This window comes from Ruegeria sp. N4 (genome assembly GCF_056531425.1).
Genome location: NZ_JBQFLT010000003.1, coordinates 298,301 through 316,150, shown reverse-complemented (window position 1 = coordinate 316,150; position 17,850 = coordinate 298,301). Strand labels below are relative to the sequence as shown.

General features: G+C 56.9%; 13 protein-coding genes. 5 read left to right on the top strand and 8 right to left on the bottom strand.

Annotated elements, in window-relative coordinates; genetic code table 11:
* On the top strand, nucleotides 1-725 hold a 725-nt coding region (locus ACR0LW_RS07850), incomplete at its 5' end, for a hypothetical protein (protein ID WP_480882156.1).
* A 147-nt stretch (nucleotides 726-872) separates the two neighbouring features.
* Here ACR0LW_RS07850 and ACR0LW_RS07845 read toward each other — a convergent pair.
* The 4 genes from ACR0LW_RS07845 to ACR0LW_RS07830 all read right to left on the bottom strand — a co-directional run bounded on the left by ACR0LW_RS07845 (nucleotide 873) and on the right by ACR0LW_RS07830 (nucleotide 9,130).
* Nucleotides 873-1,955: a capsular polysaccharide export protein, LipB/KpsS family gene (locus ACR0LW_RS07845; RefSeq protein WP_480584504.1), complete on the bottom strand. Its 1,083-nt coding sequence runs from the start codon at nucleotides 1,953-1,955 to the stop codon at nucleotides 873-875.
* Nucleotides 1,955-5,689, bottom strand: coding sequence for a glycosyltransferase (locus tag ACR0LW_RS07840; protein ID WP_480882155.1), 3,735 nt, complete (start codon nucleotides 5,687-5,689; stop codon nucleotides 1,955-1,957). The genes ACR0LW_RS07845 and ACR0LW_RS07840 overlap by 1 nt, the downstream gene beginning before the upstream one ends.
* Before the next feature lie 59 nt (nucleotides 5,690-5,748).
* Nucleotides 5,749-7,662 (bottom strand): glycosyltransferase, encoded by a 1,914-nt coding sequence (locus ACR0LW_RS07835; RefSeq protein WP_480882154.1) that lies wholly within the window; start codon nucleotides 7,660-7,662, stop codon nucleotides 5,749-5,751.
* Nucleotides 7,663-8,185: 523 nt separating this feature from the next.
* Entirely contained in the window at nucleotides 8,186-9,130 is a 945-nt protein-coding gene (locus tag ACR0LW_RS07830; protein WP_480882153.1) for a c-type cytochrome, read from the bottom strand.
* A gap of 84 nt (nucleotides 9,131-9,214) precedes the next feature.
* On the opposite strand from ACR0LW_RS07830, the gene ACR0LW_RS07825 reads away from it, so the two are divergent.
* The 3 genes from ACR0LW_RS07825 (at nucleotide 9,215) to ACR0LW_RS07815 (ending at nucleotide 11,710) form a co-directional block, all read left to right on the top strand.
* Entirely contained in the window at nucleotides 9,215-9,751 is a 537-nt protein-coding gene (locus ACR0LW_RS07825) for an RNA polymerase sigma factor (RefSeq protein ID WP_170453711.1), read from the top strand.
* Nucleotides 9,748-10,485: an anti-sigma factor gene (locus tag ACR0LW_RS07820; protein ID WP_480882152.1), complete on the top strand. Its 738-nt coding sequence runs from the start codon at nucleotides 9,748-9,750 to the stop codon at nucleotides 10,483-10,485. The genes ACR0LW_RS07825 and ACR0LW_RS07820 overlap by 4 nt, the downstream gene beginning before the upstream one ends.
* Before the next feature lie 145 nt (nucleotides 10,486-10,630).
* A complete protein-coding gene (locus ACR0LW_RS07815) occupies nucleotides 10,631-11,710 on the top strand; it encodes a helix-turn-helix domain-containing protein (RefSeq protein WP_480626745.1) in 1,080 nt (359 codons plus the stop codon).
* Here ACR0LW_RS07815 and ACR0LW_RS07810 read toward each other — a convergent pair.
* Nucleotides 11,683-12,573, bottom strand: coding sequence for a LysR family transcriptional regulator (locus tag ACR0LW_RS07810; RefSeq protein ID WP_480882151.1), 891 nt, complete (start codon nucleotides 12,571-12,573; stop codon nucleotides 11,683-11,685). The genes ACR0LW_RS07815 and ACR0LW_RS07810 overlap by 28 nt on opposite strands.
* 108 nt (nucleotides 12,574-12,681) lie before the next feature.
* Between ACR0LW_RS07810 and ACR0LW_RS07805 the strand changes: the two genes are divergently transcribed.
* Nucleotides 12,682-13,545, top strand: coding sequence for a phytanoyl-CoA dioxygenase family protein (locus ACR0LW_RS07805; protein WP_170632233.1), 864 nt, complete (start codon nucleotides 12,682-12,684; stop codon nucleotides 13,543-13,545).
* A gap of 19 nt (nucleotides 13,546-13,564) precedes the next feature.
* Here the strand turns inward: ACR0LW_RS07805 and ACR0LW_RS07800 are convergent, their stop codons facing one another.
* The 3 genes from ACR0LW_RS07800 to ACR0LW_RS07790 all read right to left on the bottom strand — a co-directional run bounded on the left by ACR0LW_RS07800 (nucleotide 13,565) and on the right by ACR0LW_RS07790 (nucleotide 17,824).
* Nucleotides 13,565-14,869 carry a UDP-glucose dehydrogenase family protein gene (locus ACR0LW_RS07800; protein ID WP_480882149.1) on the bottom strand — a complete coding sequence of 435 codons (1,305 nt, stop codon included), beginning with the start codon at nucleotides 14,867-14,869 and terminating at the stop codon, nucleotides 13,565-13,567.
* A gap of 226 nt (nucleotides 14,870-15,095) precedes the next feature.
* Nucleotides 15,096-16,166: a DUF2793 domain-containing protein gene (locus tag ACR0LW_RS07795; protein ID WP_480882148.1), complete on the bottom strand. Its 1,071-nt coding sequence runs from the start codon at nucleotides 16,164-16,166 to the stop codon at nucleotides 15,096-15,098.
* Nucleotides 16,167-16,387: 221 nt separating this feature from the next.
* A complete protein-coding gene (locus tag ACR0LW_RS07790) occupies nucleotides 16,388-17,824 on the bottom strand; it encodes a mannose-1-phosphate guanylyltransferase/mannose-6-phosphate isomerase (RefSeq protein WP_480873999.1) in 1,437 nt (478 codons plus the stop codon).
* Nucleotides 17,825-17,850: the final 26 nt, after the last annotated feature.

The window sequence follows — 17,850 nt, the reverse complement described above, 5'->3', positions numbered from 1 at the left end:
TGCTCCTGCTGCAGCATGAAGATGGCCGCTATGCGGAATGGACGCTTGACGATCAAGGCGTGCGTGTGAGCGGCCAGCCGATCACCAACGTCATTGATGTCGAGGTGTTCTATGGTGCTGATCTGAACAATGATGGCACGATTGGTCATTTCACGACGACCGTTGAAAATGACGGCGCGACAACGCTGGCCTCGTCGACGCGTGGGGTTTACCTGATCGACGGCAGCACGGAAGTGACATGGAGAGGGGACCAGATCGGCCCTGACAGCCTGCCCGGCTGGAGCGCGATTCAGGTTGAAAGCAACGGTCCGGGTTACCTGCTCCTGCTGCAGCATGAAGATGGCCGCTATGCGGAATGGACGCTTGACGATCAAGGCGTGCGTGTGAGCGGCCAGCCGATCACCAACGTTGTTGATGTCGAGGTGTTCTATGGCGTTGATCTGGATGGAAGCGGCTTTATTGGTCCCGCGCCAAAAGTTGCCCAACAAAAGATGGCCTTCCTTGCGCCGATTTCGGACAGTTTGTCAGATGAACCGGAATTCGATTTTGTTCCCTTGGATACGGACCACGCCACTGAGGGCGAAGAATTGCTGGCAAATGGCTTCGATCTTTCCGAGCGGTTGGGCTTGGACGGTACATCGGAGCCGGTGTCGATTGACATAGTTGATAGCGGTGGCGATCTGGGTATCGCGAACATTTTGGAAGATGACGTTTTCCTGCTCTGAAACGATTGGAGCGGTGCCGTCCTGTGGCGTCGCTCCAAAATCTGAAGCAATTGCAGATTTCCGGGTTCAATCACGCAGTTGCCGGCGTTCCAGACCAATTTTTGTCTTTCGACTGAGCCGCGTCAGGGCCAGGTGGAACTCTGAGCGCTAGGTTGAGTAGGGCTCGGAAGATTTCAAAAACCTCTTTCGCCGTTGCATCTCGGATGACGCATATTCGTCATACAGGCTTTGCTGCTCTACATTGACCAGGTTTGCGGGGATATCCAGCTGGGCCAGCGCCTTGGCGATACGCAATCTGATTTCCGGCACGTCATCGGCCAGAACACAGTATTTAGTGAGGTACCAGGTCAAAAATTTTTTCTGAAAAGCCGGATCAATCGGCGAAGGTTTTCCACAAGCTTTCAGCAAGCTGTCAAGTTCGGTTACATGTGTCGTGGCCAACGCGAAATCCGATTTCGCGAAGGTGATCACATTGGCCCCTTGCAGCAAAGCCTCGAATAGGACACCGGAGTTTCCTCCAACCACACAGGACGCCTTGTTAATCAGCCCATGGATCGAACCGTCCGTCAGATAAACGCTTTCGAACTTGCGCTGCAAGTCAATCAGCATTTTTTCTACGGCACGGGATTTGCATGAAGGGTGGCGTTTTATGACCAGAGTCTGGCCAACTTTCTCACAATAATCCGCCAACGCAAACGCAACCTGAGGCGGTTTGATGTGGTTGAGCTCGGCTACGGTATCTTCGACTGTTTGCAGCGGCATGAAGATGAATTGCCCCGGCGGGTGCGACTTGATCTTTGACTGCTTGTACTTTGATGCGTTCCCTTCAGCTTGCGATTTGGCCAGACCCGCTACAAAACGCTCTGCTTCCTTTGACGAAGTCCGCTCAATACGATCCAGGAAGTTTGACGGATGGGTCGCCAATTCCGAGAAGCCGGAATATCCGAGCCTGTCCAAAGTGTAATAAGGTGGAACGTAGCTTTCTTTGAAGCGCAGAACATTTCCCGCCCGGCCAATGGAATGGAAACTGATGACCAATTGACCTGGTTTGTAAAGGCGCGGGCTCTTGTCAGCGCCAAAGGGCAAACGCACGGGCCGCACACGAACAGAGAGATCGCTTAATGCCAACATGACCGAAGAATAGAACAAGCGGTGCCTGTCGCCATCAGACGGATTGGTAAGGTGGCCATCGGACAGTTCCAGAATGACTTCAGCGTCTGTCGGCGACATTATTTTTCCCTCAATTCACCCATGGGATACAACAAACGCCCAACTATCCGGTGCAGTTTATTGTCTTGATTGCGTGCAAACAGGACAGGGTCAGCGTCGAATTGTTCCAGCCGTTCAGGGTGACGCTTCGATTTGAGTACGGGCCGGACAATCGGCCGCCAAGCACGCAAAACTCCAAATGGACCCATAACGTTCCAATCAGGAAAGATCAGGTCAACGATGAGTTTGTCACGCTTTTTCCGCGTCCACTTCTCACGCGCGAACCTTGCAGGGTTTCGCTTGTAAATTGCCTTGGTCTGGGGCGTAAGGCGGTTTTTCCAGACCCGGCGCAAGACCGGAGACAGCAACCAAAGCCGCCAGCCAAATATACCATAGTTGACGAGAATCTTGGATCGACCTACAGCATTCTGCATTGGCTCTGCTTCGAGTTCTTGGACCGGCTTGAAGCGATCATAGGCTTTGGAGACGATCGCAATTTCGTCTTGATACAAAGCGGTTTCGGCCGGTTTGGCCTTGTCGCCGCCAAACAACGTGCCTGTCGATCGTCCAAGCCACAGCTGTGCGATGTTTGCATTCGTCTCCTGACAGGCAGATCTGATCCAGTCTTCGTTGTCAGGGGTCAGCAGCCAAGGTTTTGGCATTGGCAGGTCGCGCGACTTCCTCCAGTTGCTAAGGCCTGTCGTCGCCTCTTCGATGAAGTCCAGATATGCCTCTTTTGTTCGAAATGGTCTTGAGTTGTAGCTTCGGATTAACTCAACATGCGGCCCGGACAGTTGAACGGAATTGGTCTGAGATTTCGATGGCATGGGAAGCCTGGTCAACAGTTCCAAATCTGTCGATTGGGAAAAATCCGTAACAAGATCGTTGTCTATCAACTCGGACTTCTGGAAAAGACGAATGGTTATCTTCTCCCGCTCAATCGTGCTGGCCCAGGCGTTCAACACGTTTCGGTAGTCCAGGAAACGGGCAACCTCGGCGCTTTCCAACCAGTTGGAAATCGGGTCTTCAACTCTGCCGATTGCTCCGCCGGCCACAAACTCGCAATATTGCGCGTTGGCCCATTCGACCTGATCGCGCAGATAGACGATCATCTCAACATCATAGCCAGAGAAGTACTCTGGAATTTTATGCGCGTTCTTTTGTAAGAAATACGCTTCGCTGGAAAGGACAATGGTATGAATGCGCCCTTCCATAAGTTGAAGGCCGCGTTCAATATATTGCAGGAAAAAGCGATCGTCTGACACGATATAAGGCACAACGCCCGCGTGTCCCGCCTGTTTGTGCGGTCTCGACTCCTGCCAGAACAGACCGACTTCGGGATACCACACCCCATTACGCATCAATTCAGGTCGGTTCTGCTCCAACAGGTGTTGAATGTAGGTGCTGCCGGTTTTTGTTGAGCCGATATGAACAACAATCCGGGGCTTGTCGAAAGGTTTGCTCGCCTCTGGCTTGGCAATCGTCACGCGTTCGTTACGCGCGTAGGTATTCAAGGCGGTCTGCAGGTCGCGCTGGGGTGTGGCTGCCTGCGTTTCCTTTAATGTGACCTCGTACAACTTGTCCTGTGGTATCGGCTCTCTGTTGATCACATAGTCCAGTATGTCAGCACGTTCTGCCAAAATACTTGCGGCAATCAATGGATAAGCCGAAGCTCTCGCAAGTGATTTGTTATTATGTACAAACTCCGAGAGGACTTCGTCCGGTGAGACTTGGCAATGCTCAAGGATCTGCTTCACGCTTTTTATGAACGCGTCACGCTTACCCGGCCCTTCAGAAACGGCAAACCGATAGGCTTCACCATCGACCAATTGAGCGAGCAATTGTGACACGTTGTAGCGAAGATGTTCGCGTAGCGGGCTACTGGCATCGCCCGCACCGGCATCGAGCAGGGTATCGAGCGTGAATTTGAAGTTCTGCAACATTAGCTCGAAGTCACGCGCGGTACGAACGCGACGGGCCGTAGAGCCAACGCGAATTCGATACGCTGTAGAATCTATGTTGCGCAGGCTGATTTTTTCTGCATTCACAAGGGCTTTCACAAGAAAAGCTCTCTCTTCCCACTGCGTAGTCCGGAAGTGGATATCGTTCTGCAGCAAGAATTCCCGGCGATACAGCCAGACCCAGAAATGCCTGTTATTCAGAATATTTGGCGTGTCCGCGTAAGTTGTTCGATAGACGTCGTCTTCAAAGAAACGTTCGGCTCTGTCCTGTTTCTTTTCAACCAGTTCATCGCCGACAAAAATAGCCTCATAAGCCTTACGGCCGCGCACCATGTCAAAGTTCTCTGATATTGCGCGATTATAGAGTTCACTCAAGACCCTGGGGTTTTCCAGCCAGTCGTCACCGTCGAGAAACCAAACATAGTCTCCACGCGCCGCTTTGATAGCCTCGTTACGAGCAAAGCCCTGGCCAACGTTTTTGTCCAATAAAATTGGACGTATTCTTGCATCGTGAGTTGCCAGGCGATCAATTATGTCCTGGCTTGCATCCGGTGAACAGTCGTTTACCGGGATTATTTCTATGTCGCGCAGAGTTTGCTTTTGAACTGAAGTAATGCACTTCTCGATATAGTTTTCTACGCCATATACAGGGATAACAATCGAAACTTTTGGTGTTTCTTCGGCATCCGACGCGGCACATGGCAGGCTAAAGGGCCTGTTTTCTTCGATAAAGTCCAGTACATCTTCGATCTGACTGGGTGCTGAGTATCCCGGCACATGATAGATGGTGTACCAGATATAGAAGTAGTGAAAAACTTCCTCTAGCGTCCGGCTCCGATGCCGGTGCGGAATCGGTTGACGATCATCAGTTAATCCCCAGCCGGAATAGAAAGGAGCGCCAAAACAAACTACTTTCTTTCCAGCAAAGAGCGCTTCGAGTCCCAGTTGACTGGACCCGACATATACAGTGTCGACCAACTCGAACAGAGTAAACGGATTGACTGGCTCTCGCAGTATCCGGATGCGACCTGTGCTTTGAAGGTGTGAATAGTAACCGACCCTCTTTTCTTTTTCCCAAGATGTGTCCGGATGAGATTTAACAATGATTTCAGCGCCAGGATTTTCCTGAATTGCGGAAAGAAGCATTCGCTCGAAACCGGCTTCGTCAATCTTTCCGTAGAGAGTTGAAGCGTCTGCAAAAGACTGATCGCAAACCAAGACACGGCGCGTAAATGACTGCCTAAGCGCCGGGGGTTCCATTGGCTGAGCATTGTACTTACTGATGCGCTGTTGAACGATGCGTTCAATCAATCGCCGCGACCTTGCAATTTCATCCTCAGTCGGCTCGTCGTCGCTATTCAGCTTTCGGATCAGACGGTTCGGATAATCCGCCATATAGTAGTGAGCAAGGTCGTCGTACACATAGCCCAGGCAAGCCATCTTCGGATCGCCGGACTTAAAAGCGTGCGACCAACTGTGAGTCGAAGCGAGGAATCCGAGCTCAAATAGTATAGCGCCATCCAGAGGGATCTGCTCATTGAATAGCCGCATTGTCGCACGGTGGCTGTGTTCCTCGTCTTCGAAGAGGTTACCGGTGATCAAGAAGTTCTGGCTTTTCTTCCAGTTTGGGTTGTCCAACGCCAATGAGTTCGGAAAGAGCAGGCGTAGATTTGCACCATTTCCCGACTTCAGGGAGCTTTCTACATAGCCGATGGTCAGCTTGGACTCGCGTAATCCGAGGACCTTTGAGCGTATATCAACCTCATCGTTGCAGTCTTTCTGCTGGGAGGTCAAAAATCCTCTGAACCGGAGGTATTTATCTGTATGGCTTTGTGACATGCTTTGCGACCTAATCAGCTTTTACCCACGCGACTCATATCGCCGAAAATAAGATCATCAACACGGGCGGTAAGATAGTCTTCGGCTGTCGGTCGTGCACGTGTTCGTTTGTTTTCAACGGCTTCACTGATAAGTTCTTCCCATTGATCTTCAACAATGTCCGGCGCAAAAAATTGGCGATACCGTTCGATTGCGTTCTGACCCATTGTGGAACGAAGGTCAGAATTTGACATTAAGCGTTCCAAGTCTTCCGGATAACTTCCGAGACCAAATGGTCCCGACGAAAGGAGTCCGGTTTTTTCGTTTTCTACAAGCAACGATGCACCGATTGATGTTCGCATTGCGACCACCGGCAACCCATGTGCCATGGCTTCGAGGGTCACCAATCCGAATACCTCGGACACCGATGGCAATGTAAAAAGGTGCGCGTTTTGGTAAAAACGGGCGACGTTATCCTGATGACCAACAAATTCCACGTTTTTGGAAATCCGCAAGCTCGACGTCAGCTTCTGAAGCGATTCTAACTCGGGACCCCCCCCCACAATCTGAAGATGCCATTCCGGTTGTTTCGCTACGGCGGTGGCAAATGCTCTTAGGAGGACCGACAAGTTCTTTCTGGGAACCAATCGCGCGACGCACAGGAGGACCTTGCGACCAGTTGAGCCTGCAGGTTCAGCAAGTTGAGTCGCTTGGTTCACGGTATTGGGAATGAACTTGGTCTTGTCAGCGATAAACTTGGGCAAATCGTCTAGAAGTGATGGGTTGACCAAATGAATCCGGGTGGCCCCCGTAAACGCCAACTCGCGCTCCCATTTCGAGTTTGTTCCGCGGTCAAATACGTTCGTCGGTTCAGAGTGCTCCGACAAAACCAAGGGTAGGCCCAGCTTTCCGGCGCAACGGACGTACCGCAAATAACTACGATTCATATGCAGCCCAACCAGTACACTGGGGTTCCAGCGGGCAACTTCGAGAAGCATTTGTTGGTGGTTTCGTTCCGTATCTGCCTCGCTCAAGTGAACGAGGTTGATCGACGGATCCAACTCCCAGCGAGACGGTTGTTTGTCGTCATCGAAAGTGAGGACCATGACTGCGTGGCCGCGCCGCGCCATCGCGTTGGCCATCATTTGACCGACATTTTCAGTGCCTCCGCGCCCTTTCGTGATCCACGGGACGAAGAATGCGATCCGCATCTTCGCGATGGGCGGAGGAGTTCTCAGTGTTTTTCGAGATACAGGAACCTGTTCGGGTATCGTATTCCACTTCCAGTTGACTTGGGTCAGCTGCCCTTCGAATCGTTGCTTCGCATCGAAACCTTTCGGGAAACGCCCTGCATCCCGCAGCGTTTCAAGGTCTCCATTTGCCCTGTGCAATGCGCCCTTTGGTAACGGGCCGGGGCCACGCTGAGCGATTCCGAACAGATTGTAGCCGTGGTGAATGAACCGTCCTTCGGACAGATCGAACCCCGCGTCAGCAAGGACATACATCAAGGTGCCGAGGTTCCAGCCCGAGTTGACATGGCCCCCCACGACCTGATGTTTGAATGGCGGCACGGCTATAAAGAGGTGGCCGTCAGGTTTCAGCACACGCCGGATTTCGCCTAGCGCGCGGCCGGTGTCAGAGACATGTTCCAGAACATGAGCACACCAAACGCAATCGAGACTGGACGTGGCGATCGATTGCATGTCGCAAATATCCAAATCGGGCAGCAGTTCAATGCCCTCCGGAAAGCCCCCTTGGTCTTCGTCCAAATAAGCTTCCATGTCCATGCCGGATGCCAGAACATCCCAACCTGCACTGAAAAAGCTGCGTGCCGCCAAACCAGATCCTGTACCGATGTCCAATATGCGACCTTTCTGAGCGAAGCTGGCGATCACTTCATCGACCAGGTCTTTTTGGCCTTGGATTGACTTGGTTACGCTGATGTTCATTCGGTTCACTGGCTTGAAAGTCCTTGCGCGAGTTCGTTCGGCGTTTGCCCTAAGCCTAAGGCTCGCCGCTCTTACGATTAAAATTGTCTAACATTTTTGAAAGTGGGTGCAACATCGTATCAACCGAGCTGCTTTGGCGAAAGAGTCAGTTTCGCGAACCAAGTGGGCATCCGCGACTGAATTCAATGCGCGCGACGTTGCTGTGTCGTGCCAAGAAGCTTACTGCTGCAGGGCACTATCCTGCGCGATCGTGGGTTACTTGCGTGTTTTGGGTTGCGTCAAGGTGCTAATAACTAAGAATAAAATTTTAGCTTCTTCGCGGGGCCTCAAAACAGAGGCCTGTTCGAAAAAGTTTAGAGAACGCTGGAGGCAAATATTCCGATGAATGCCGACGGCGGCAAAGGCTATGTGGCCAAGCGTTGGTAAGTATAAGCGGGCTGTCGCCTGACCCTGAGCCTCAGGCGACTATCCGTCAGCTAAGCTCATGTAGAAGCGTTTTCCCTGCAGGTATGCGCCTCCGGCGTCATCCTGTCGCCTGATCCCTCAAATACGCCAGAAGATTCACGATATCTTCGTCCTTTTTGAGGCCCGGAAACTGCATTTTGTTGCCCAGAACCACGCCCCTTGGGTCGCGCAGAAAGGTGGATAGGGTCTCGGATGTCCAGGTGATGCCGGACTCCTGCAAGGCCTCTGAGTATCGGAACCCGTCGACCTGTGCGGCCTGGGCGCCGATGATTCCGAACAGCGATGGGCCAACGCCGTTGCGCCCCTCTTTCACCTGATGGCAGGCGCTGCATTTACGAAATACCTTTTTACCGGCTTTGACGTCGCCGTCCAGCGCGACGGCAGCGACCTGAGGCGAGGATACGGGCGCAATGCTGGCCTGTTCGTCATCCAAATGAAAGACAAACCGCGCGGTGACGGGAACGGTGCGGGTGATGCCCGGCAGATCGGCCAGTTCCATCAGCTTGTCGATGCCCGCATTCACGCCCGCATCTTCGGTGCTGACGAATACCATGTCGCTTGTTGTCACCAGCACCGAGTTCTCCGTCAGGCGCGCGACAAAAAGCTCTGCGTCAAATTCGACATCTGTTCCGACCAGCGACAGGGCGGCTTGGCTGTCCAGCGTGGTGGTTTGGCCGACCTCCAATGCGGTCAGGTTGTCCATATCGATCTTGGCGGTCAGGATTGCGGTGCCCGCTTTGCGAAAGACGTATTCGATCATCCGTTCGTTGCGGATATCGATGTTTGTCTCGACCGAGGACAGGTCGATCTCGACCTCGACCTGCCCATCCGGGCTGACCTGACCGCTAAGCGAGGTGAAGCTGTTGACCTCGCCCACCGTGTCTTTCTTGATGCTTCCATATGCAAGATGAGAGCTTTCGGGCACCAATGTCCAACTTGCCGCAAAGGCCGGGCCTGCAACAATTGCCGACGCAAACGTGACTGCCTGTATGAGATGTTTCATTTCATTCCTCCTCGGGTTATGCCAGTCCTGAGCACGCGGGCCCGGTCCGTGGAGGAGAAACACACACAGGTCGCATTTTATTCGATGGCTGGTGAAATGAGCTCGGAACAGGCGGTGCGGACCGCCGTGCAGACGCATTCCAAACGTGTCTGGCGCTTTGCGCTGGCGTTGTCGGGCGCGTCGGATGTGGCGGATGATCTGGTGCAGGCCACATGCCTGCGCGCGCTGGAACGCCACCATCAGGTGACATCGCAGGATCGGCTGGATTCCTGGCTGATGACAATCTGCCGCTCGATCTGGTTGAATGAGGTGCGCTCGCGTGCGGTGCGACGGGCGCAGGCGTTGTCGGTGACGCCCGAGGCCGAGCTTGTCGCAACCGGCCCGGATTCAGAAACGAATATTTTCGCCGCTGAAGTGTTTACACAAGTGATGCAACTGCCAGAGGCGCAGCGCGAGACGGTGATGCTTGTGTTCGTCGAGGGGTACAGCTACCGCGAGGCTGCTGCTTTGCTGGACGTTCCCATCGGCACGATCATGAGCCGGTTGTCCAGCGCCCGGCAGAAATTGAAGACCGTAATGCAACATGATGCGGCAGGCACCGCGCAACGGAGTGGCAAATGACGTTTTCCAACGAGACGCTGCAGGCGTATCTGGAAGGCACACTGGACGAGGCGCAGTCTCGGGCCATCGAAGCAGCGGTTGAGCAGGACGCCGCGCTGGAAGGCCGCCTGATGGCGCTTGATCCGTTTGCGCCCGTCGTGCAGCAGGTGTTCGAGGGCCTGCCCGCCGTTGCCCCGGAGATTGACCTGCCTGCGCCCTTTGCCCCTGAACGGTCGGGCGGTGTGGTGCGGTTGTTTGCCGTGGCCGCATCCGCCGCAATTGCTGCCTTTGCAGTAACCTTCTGGGCCACGCGCCCGGCCGAGTTGGGTTGGGCGCAGCAGGCGGCGATCTACCAGTCGTTATATGTGCCGGAAACCATCGCTGGGCTGGATGTCTCGCCTGCCACGCTGGATGCGCAGATCGCTGAGGCCGAAGAGACGTTGGGCCGGTCTTTGAACCGAGAAACGCTGGAGTCCCTGCCGGGGCTCGAGTTGAAGCGGGCACAGATCCTCTCGTTCAAGGGCAAGCCGCTGGTTCAGATCGTGTTCGCGGATGAGCAGGGCCAGCCGCTGGCCTTCTGCGTGATCCGGCAGGGTCCGGCTGCCCCCGCCAAGGACGTCAAGCAGGCGGTGCTAAGCGGTCTGGCCACCGCGACATGGGCGCAGGGCGGGTATGGCTATATGCTGCTGGGCAGCGATTCCCAGACGGACCTGAGCGGTGAGTTGGGCGTGCTGACCCAGACATTTGCGGGTTAAAGCGCTTTGCGTTTAACTTGAATCGGAATGCGCTTCCTCTCCCTTTGGTCGAACGCGCATTCCGATGAATGTACCTCAGACAAAACGCAAAACGCTGTAGAAGAAACCCCTTGTGAACCGTCCAAAATGCCCAAAGAATGCGGGCATGAAGTCGAAACATGTCATACCTGCGCCTGAGGATGAGGCCGAAGACGCCACACCGCGCAGCATCTATGACACCGACCCCCCGGATGACGATGATCTGTGGTTCCTGCCGCCCGAAGAGGATGAACCACGCGACGATTTCCTGCCCCCCGGTCCTCGCGCAGATACGCGGGTTTTGTTTGATCCGCGCGATTGGCGCAGAGCGCAATCAGAACTGTCCGCCGAACTGGCAGATCTGGCTGTCACCTTTGGGGCCTTGGACGAGCGCTTGCGGGCCGGACCCGAGGGGTGGACCCATCGTCTTGCGCTGATGGATGTATCCGATCTTGGCTGGTGGACCGGGGATCGCATCAGCGTCGACCGGCTGGCCCTGTGGACGGGTCTGCGGATCGGCGCGACCAGTGATGATGTACAGGCGCTGTTCCGGGCAGGTTGGGCCGTGCGGCGTCTTACATCTGGCGCGGCGCCCTCGGCGCACGGCTGGGAGACCGGACTGGCCGCATTTCTCGACCGGATGGCGCAGGGGATCGAAGAGGTGCCCGAAGCCGTTGCCGATCTGGCCGAGGTCATGCGCAATGCCGAAGGGTTGCACCCGGTCACGCAGGCGGCCATCGCGTTTCACGCCTGGCGCGCGCTATCCGAAGGAATTGGTCAGGATACAGAGGCCGCGATCATTGCTGCGCGTCACGCCGCCTCGATGGGGCGGGGCGGGGCGCTGTTCATGCCGCTGGCGCTGTCCGGTCCCGGCGCCTTGCGCGGGGTTGGCGAGCCGGAAGAAAAACTTTCTGCGTGGATCACCGGGGCAGGGCAGGCGGCGCTGGCGGCCCTGTTGCATCTGGATCGCGTCAGCGCGTGGGAGGTGCGTGCCCGTGAAGCCACGCAGGACCTGTCCGGGCGCACGCCGCCGGTGCTGATCGACGTTCTGACCGCCTGGCCGATGGTGTCGGCCCCGCTGGCCGAGGAACTCACCAAAGCCTCGCGCGCGGCGGTTCAGCGCAATATCGACCGCTTCATGCGGCGCGGCCTGATCCGCGAGGTCACAGGGCAGGGACGTTACCGCGTCTGGACGGCGGCGCTGTAGTCCAGCAGCCATTCGCGAAAAACGCGCGCCGGAGGTCGCAGGTCGGTGCGGGACGGGTAGATCAGGTGATAGGCCTCTTGCCCGGCGACCTGAGCGTCGGGAAGGCAGGGCACCAGCCCCGAAACCTGCATGATCCGATCCGAAGCGGGCGCGCGGGCCAGCGCGATCCCGGTACCGCTGGCCGACAGCTCGGCAGCCATGATCGAATTGTCAGCAAAAAAGAACCGGGCCTGCCCGGCGGGTAAACGCATGGTTTCGAACCAATGCGGCCAGCTTACGCGATGGGTCGAAACCTCGATCAAAGTGAACTGAAACAGATCCTGGGGGGTTTGAATCCGGGCGGCAATCTCTGGCGGCGCGACGGGGTACAAAACCTCGCGCAGCAGTTCATCGCCTTCATTGCCGAACAGGGCGGGGTTGCCGAAGACGATTTGCAGATCCGTGAATCGGTTGGCGAAGTCCGACGCAATATTCCCGGTGGCCAGCGACAGGTTGATCTGCGGTTGCGCGGCCTGAAGCGCAGGCACGCCTTTGGCCAAAATCCCATGGGCGAACAGCAAAATGGATTGCACATAAAGCCGCTGCTCGCGGGTTTCTCCGAACAGGCCCGAGGTCGCGGTTTCCAGCATCAGAAGGGATTGCTGAACCGATGGCAGATAGGCCCGACCTGCTTCGGTCAGCGTAACCGCATGGGCGTGACGGTGGAACAAAGGCGTGCCCAGCCGGGTTTCCAGCGCTTTGACCTGCTGGCTGACGGCAGCGGCGGACATGTTCAACTGCGCGGCGGCCCGCGCAAAGCTTTCGGTTCGCGCCGCAGCTTCGAACACGCGCAACCAGTTGAGAGAGGGAATGCGGCGAGACATGGGCGCAGGCTAAGTCAAGCTTAGCCTGACAGGCAAGAGGTTCAGTTATGGAATGCTGAAAAGTCGGGATAGGCTGAACGCGCTAAGCGAACAGGTGACCGGATGTCTATGAATACCACTTTGACCCAAGAACAGGCCGACCAGTATTGGCAGGACGGATTTCTGTTTCCTCTTTCCGTCTTTTCCAAAGACGAAGCCGCCGGGTATCGGGCGGAACTGGAGCAGATCGAGCGCGACTGGCTGGCCGCAGATCTGCCCTTGCCGCTGAACACCTATAAGCGGATCAATGCACATCTGGTCGTTCCGCTTGCCGCGCAGATTGCGCAGGACCCGCGCGTTCTGGATGTGGTCGAAGGCGTTCTTGGCCCCGATATTCTGATATGGTCGGCCGAGTTCTTCATCAAAGAGCCGAATACCAAACACACGGTTGGTATGCATCAGGACCTGACCTATTGGGGCATGGGTGAGACGCCCGATCAGGTCACGGCCTGGATTGCGCTGTCACCGGCAACGGTTGAAAGCGGGTGCATGGATTTCGTGCGTGCGAGCCACAAGAATCCGATCCTGCCGCATACGGATACCTATTCGGACACCAACCTTTTGTCCCGTGGTCAGGAGGTAGCCGTAGACGTTGCAGACAGTGACAAAACCCATGTCGAGCTTGCACCCGGTCAGATGTCGCTCCATCACGGGTTGACGATCCATGGGTCTGGGCCGAACCAGTCCGAGGATCGGCGGATCGGCCTGGCGATCCGTTACCTCAGCCCCGGCGCCCGGCAATTGGTGGCCGACAAAGACTATGCGCTGCTGGCAAGAGGGTCTGACGCCCACAGCAATTTCATCCCGGTTCAGCCGCCGACCGAATTGTTCTCATCCGAGTCTCTGGCGATCTATGAACAAGTGCGCCGCGATCAGAGCAAGGCATTGACCGACGGGGCCAGCAACTCGGTTCCGCTATACGCTGCGAAGTGAGGGCGAGTTCATCGGGCGCTCAGCGCCCGACCCCCACATAGGTTTCAAAGCCGGATTTAAGCACTTTGCTTTCGGAATAGATGTTGCGCAGATCGACCATCCGGGGCGTGTTCATCGCCTCGGCCAGATCGTTCAGGTTCAGCGCGCGGAACTCGTTCCATTCGGTCAGCAGAACCACGACGTCGGCCCCTTTTGCGGCGGCGTAGGGATCCTCGCACCAGTCAACACCGGGCAACAGGGCCTCACCTTCGGATTTGCCTTGCGGGTCGACCACGCGCACCTTGGCCCCGCCGCCGATCAGGGCCGGGACAATGGTCAGCGATGGTGCATCGCGCATGTCATCGGTGTTGGGCTTGAAGGTGACGCCCAGCATCGCAACGGTTTTGCCGTTGAAACTGTCATTGCAGGCCTCGCGGATTTTCTCGATCATCCGCTTCTTCACCTCATCATTCACGCGTATGACGGTTTCGGTGATCTGCATGGGATGGGCGTGTTCCTGTCCAATCCGCGCCAGTGCGGCGGTGTCTTTCGGGAAGCACGAGCCGCCATAGCCCGGCCCTGCATGCAGGAACTTGTTGCCGATACGCCCGTCCAGACCGATGCCGCGCGCGACCTCTTTCACATCGCCGCCCACCCGTTCGCACAGGCCCGCGATTTCGTTGATAAAGGTGATCTTGGTCGCCAGAAATGCGTTGGCGGCGTATTTGATCATCTCGGCGCTTTCCAGATCGGTGGTCAGGATCGGGAAGGCGCGCAGATAAAGCGGGCGGTATATCTCGGCCATCACTTCGGCGGCGCGATCACTTTCAACTCCAACCACCACACGATCGGGGCGCATGAAATCGTCAATCGCCGCACCTTCGCGCAAGAATTCCGGGTTCGAGGCGACATCGAAATCCGCATCCGGATTGGCGGCAGAGACAACCGAATGCACCTTGCGGTTGGTCCCCACGGGCACCGTCGATTTGGTGACGATGACGGTATAGCCGGTGACGGCCTGAGCGATCTCTTCCGCGGCGGCCATCACATAGGTCAGGTCTGCGTGGCCATCGCCGCGGCGCGTCGGCGTGCCCACCGCGATGAAGACCGCATCCGCGCCGTCCACGGCTGCGGCCAGATCGGTGGTGAAACTCAGCCGTCCTGCGGCTACGTTTTTGGCCATCAGCACATCAAGGCCGGGCTCGTAAATCGGAACCTCTCCGGCCCGCAGCATCTCAATCTTTGCTTCGGCCTTGTCGACACAAATCACGTCATGACCGAAATCCGAGAAACACACCCCCGACACCAGGCCCACATAGCCGGTGCCGATCATCGCAATACGCATTCTAAAAAATCCTTCTCACCAATTACCGCCTGCGGCGCGGTTACCATCAAAGAAACTGCGTTCGGTTTCAATGCCTGACAGCAGCTTTGACCTGCATTCGACAGTTTCTTGCTGTTTTTGAGGCGTGGTCTGGTGTGGCGGATTCAATCTTTGAACGTCAGAAAACGGGTTGAGGCAAATCCACTCAACCCGTTCAGTCTGCGCCGGGTAACGAAAGGGCGTTACGTCAGAACCAGCGCCCGACAGCGATGGCAGTTGGTGACACGGTTGCGCTGTCCGAGGTTGCGGACAGCACCTTGTAGGCTGCTTGTGAACCGGATGGGGTGTCGAAGCCCATAAACCGCGCCAAAGCGCCGCCGCCGCCGCTGATCGCGGGGGTGTCCGCGAAGGTTGCAGGGAAGGCCCATGTCGCGGTGGCGCTGGCAAACAGCGCACCCTCGACATTTGTGCAATCGGTCGCGGGCAATGTGGCGGTGCAGATTTGGGTCCCGTCGGCAAAGCGCACATAGTCCCCGGTTGCGCTGCTGCCGCGTTCGATCACAGCGCCGGTCGGGGTGCCTGCCGCTTCTGACACTGTGCCCAGCAGGGTGCCCGGCCCATAGCCGTAATCCGCGCGCATCAGGCGACCCGAGGTTGTGTCATCGGGGCTGCTCTGGACTGCGGCCCCACCTGCATGGCCGGTGGCGGGATCAAAGCTCAGCGCTTCGGTCCATGTCCCGCCATCCGGCGACACTTTGATCGAAAAGCCAGTGCTGCCGGAAAGCCCCATCTCTGCATGACCCGTCCAATTGGACTGGAACAGCAGGGATGCGGTCTCGGACGCGCCGGATTTGTTGATCTTTAGCTGGTGACCGCCGCCATCATGGCTCAGCAACGTGGCCGGGCTGCGAACAGACAATCGGTTGGTGCTGTCATAACTGGTGGCGACACCCACGCCATCCAGATTTTGCGTCGCAATCGGAGGAGTAACCCACGCGTTGCCATCCCAAATCTTCAATTGCGCGCTGGCCAGATCCCAAGCGCGCCATCCCGGTTGAGGGGCGACAAAACGCCAGGCGTTGTCCAGCCAGGCGGCCAGCTCACCGCCATGCCCCGACCAATCCCCGCCGGGTGTCGCATCCAATGCGTGGATTTCCCCCTGTTCGGGTGCGGGTGGTGGCGTGATTGCATCGACAGATGCGACGGTCAACTGAACAACCAGATCCAGCTCGCGCAGCGCCTCGTTATGGGTGACGTGTTTCTGTGCCTGCGACGGTTGCAGGAAAGGCAGGTTCAATCGGGGTGAGTTCTGAGACACGGGGCGCGTCCTCCTGTAGCTGTCGGTCCGACGTTTCTGTTGCGCGCCACCCTGCCGCGAGGCGCGTGAATCCCGTCTGACCGGGCCGAACGCCCGATTTACCCGCCGCTAACAGGTGGTTTCCAATTTGGGGACAAACCTTGACTGAGCGCTGATCTGTTCAGGCATTCGCCAAGGGTGTTCTGGGTGGGTGATTCTGTGAACCCACCTTTCAGACGCAGTTAGCTGCGCGCGTAGATATCTTCGTACCGGATGATGTCATCCTCGCCCAGATAGCTGCCGGTCTGAACTTCGATCAAAACCATCGGAACCTTGCCGGGGTTTTCCATCCTGTGAACCGCGCCCAACGGAATGTAGACCGACTGGTTTTCCGACACCAGGCGGACCTCATCGTCGATGGTGACCTTGGCCGTGCCCTTGACGACAATCCAGTGTTCGGACCGGTGGTGATGGGATTGCAGGCTCAGCGCTGCGCCGGGATTGACGTGGATGCGTTTGACCTGAAACCGGTCATCGACCACAAGGCTTTCAAACCACCCCCACGGACGGTGATCGACGGGCAGAGATTCCGCCTGACTGGCGCCCTTGGCCTTCAAAGCGCTGACCGCCTGTTTGACGTCCTGAGCCCGGTCCATGCTGGCGACCAGAACCGCATCGGGCATGGCGACGGTGATGATGTTTTCAAGACCCATGGCCACCACCTCTTGCGCCGGGGATTCCGAGCGGATTAAGACGTTGTGGCAATCGATGGTCGTGACCTCTCCGGTCGTGGCCACGCCATCTGCGTCGGGTTGGCTCAATTCGTGCACGGCGGTCCAGCTTCCCACATCGGACCAGCCAGCGGCATATGGGACAACGCTGAGGTTTTGGGCCTTTTCCATCACCGCATAGTCGATCGAAATGTCGTCAGCCTGCGCCCATTCTCCGGCATCCAGCCGCAGAAAGCCCAGATCGGTTTTTGCTTGCTCGACAGCTTGTTTGACGGGGGCGATCAATCCCGGTGCGTGTTCTTCGAACGCAGCAACGATGTCGCGCACGGCGAACAGGAAAATCCCTGAATTCCACAGATAGCTGCCATCGGCCAGCATGGCCTTGGCATTGTCCAAATCCGGCTTTTCTACAAACCGATCCAGCGGCACGGCCGCGCCGGATGTGTCAGGCGTCTGGCTCAGCTTCAAGTAGCCGTAGCCCGTTTCAGGCCGGTCCGGCGTGATGCCGAATGTCACCAGATCCCCGCGGTCAGAAATCGCGTTCACGCCTTGCGCCACGGCGGCATGAAAGGCGGATTTGTCTGGGACCACGTGATCAGACGGAGCGACAAGCATGATCGCCTCTGGATCGCTGTTGGCCAGATACAACGCAGCCGCCAGAACCGCAGGCGCAGTGTTGCGCCCTTCGGGCTCGATCAGGATCGGGCCGGGGTCGATGCCAACGGCCCCCAACTGCTCGGGCACTACAAAGCGGAAGGCTTCGTTGGTCAGAATCAAGGGCTTGGCATAAGGCGCGCCGTCCGGCCCGCGCATCCGCTGGGCGCAATCCTGCAGCAGGCTCGTCTCACCCACCAGCGGCACGAACTGCTTGGGGTAGCTTTTGCGCGACAGGGGCCACAGTCGGGTGCCTGACCCACCGCACAGAATGACGGGATAGACAGTATTCATGATGCGCACGCCTTTGAACTGCAAGT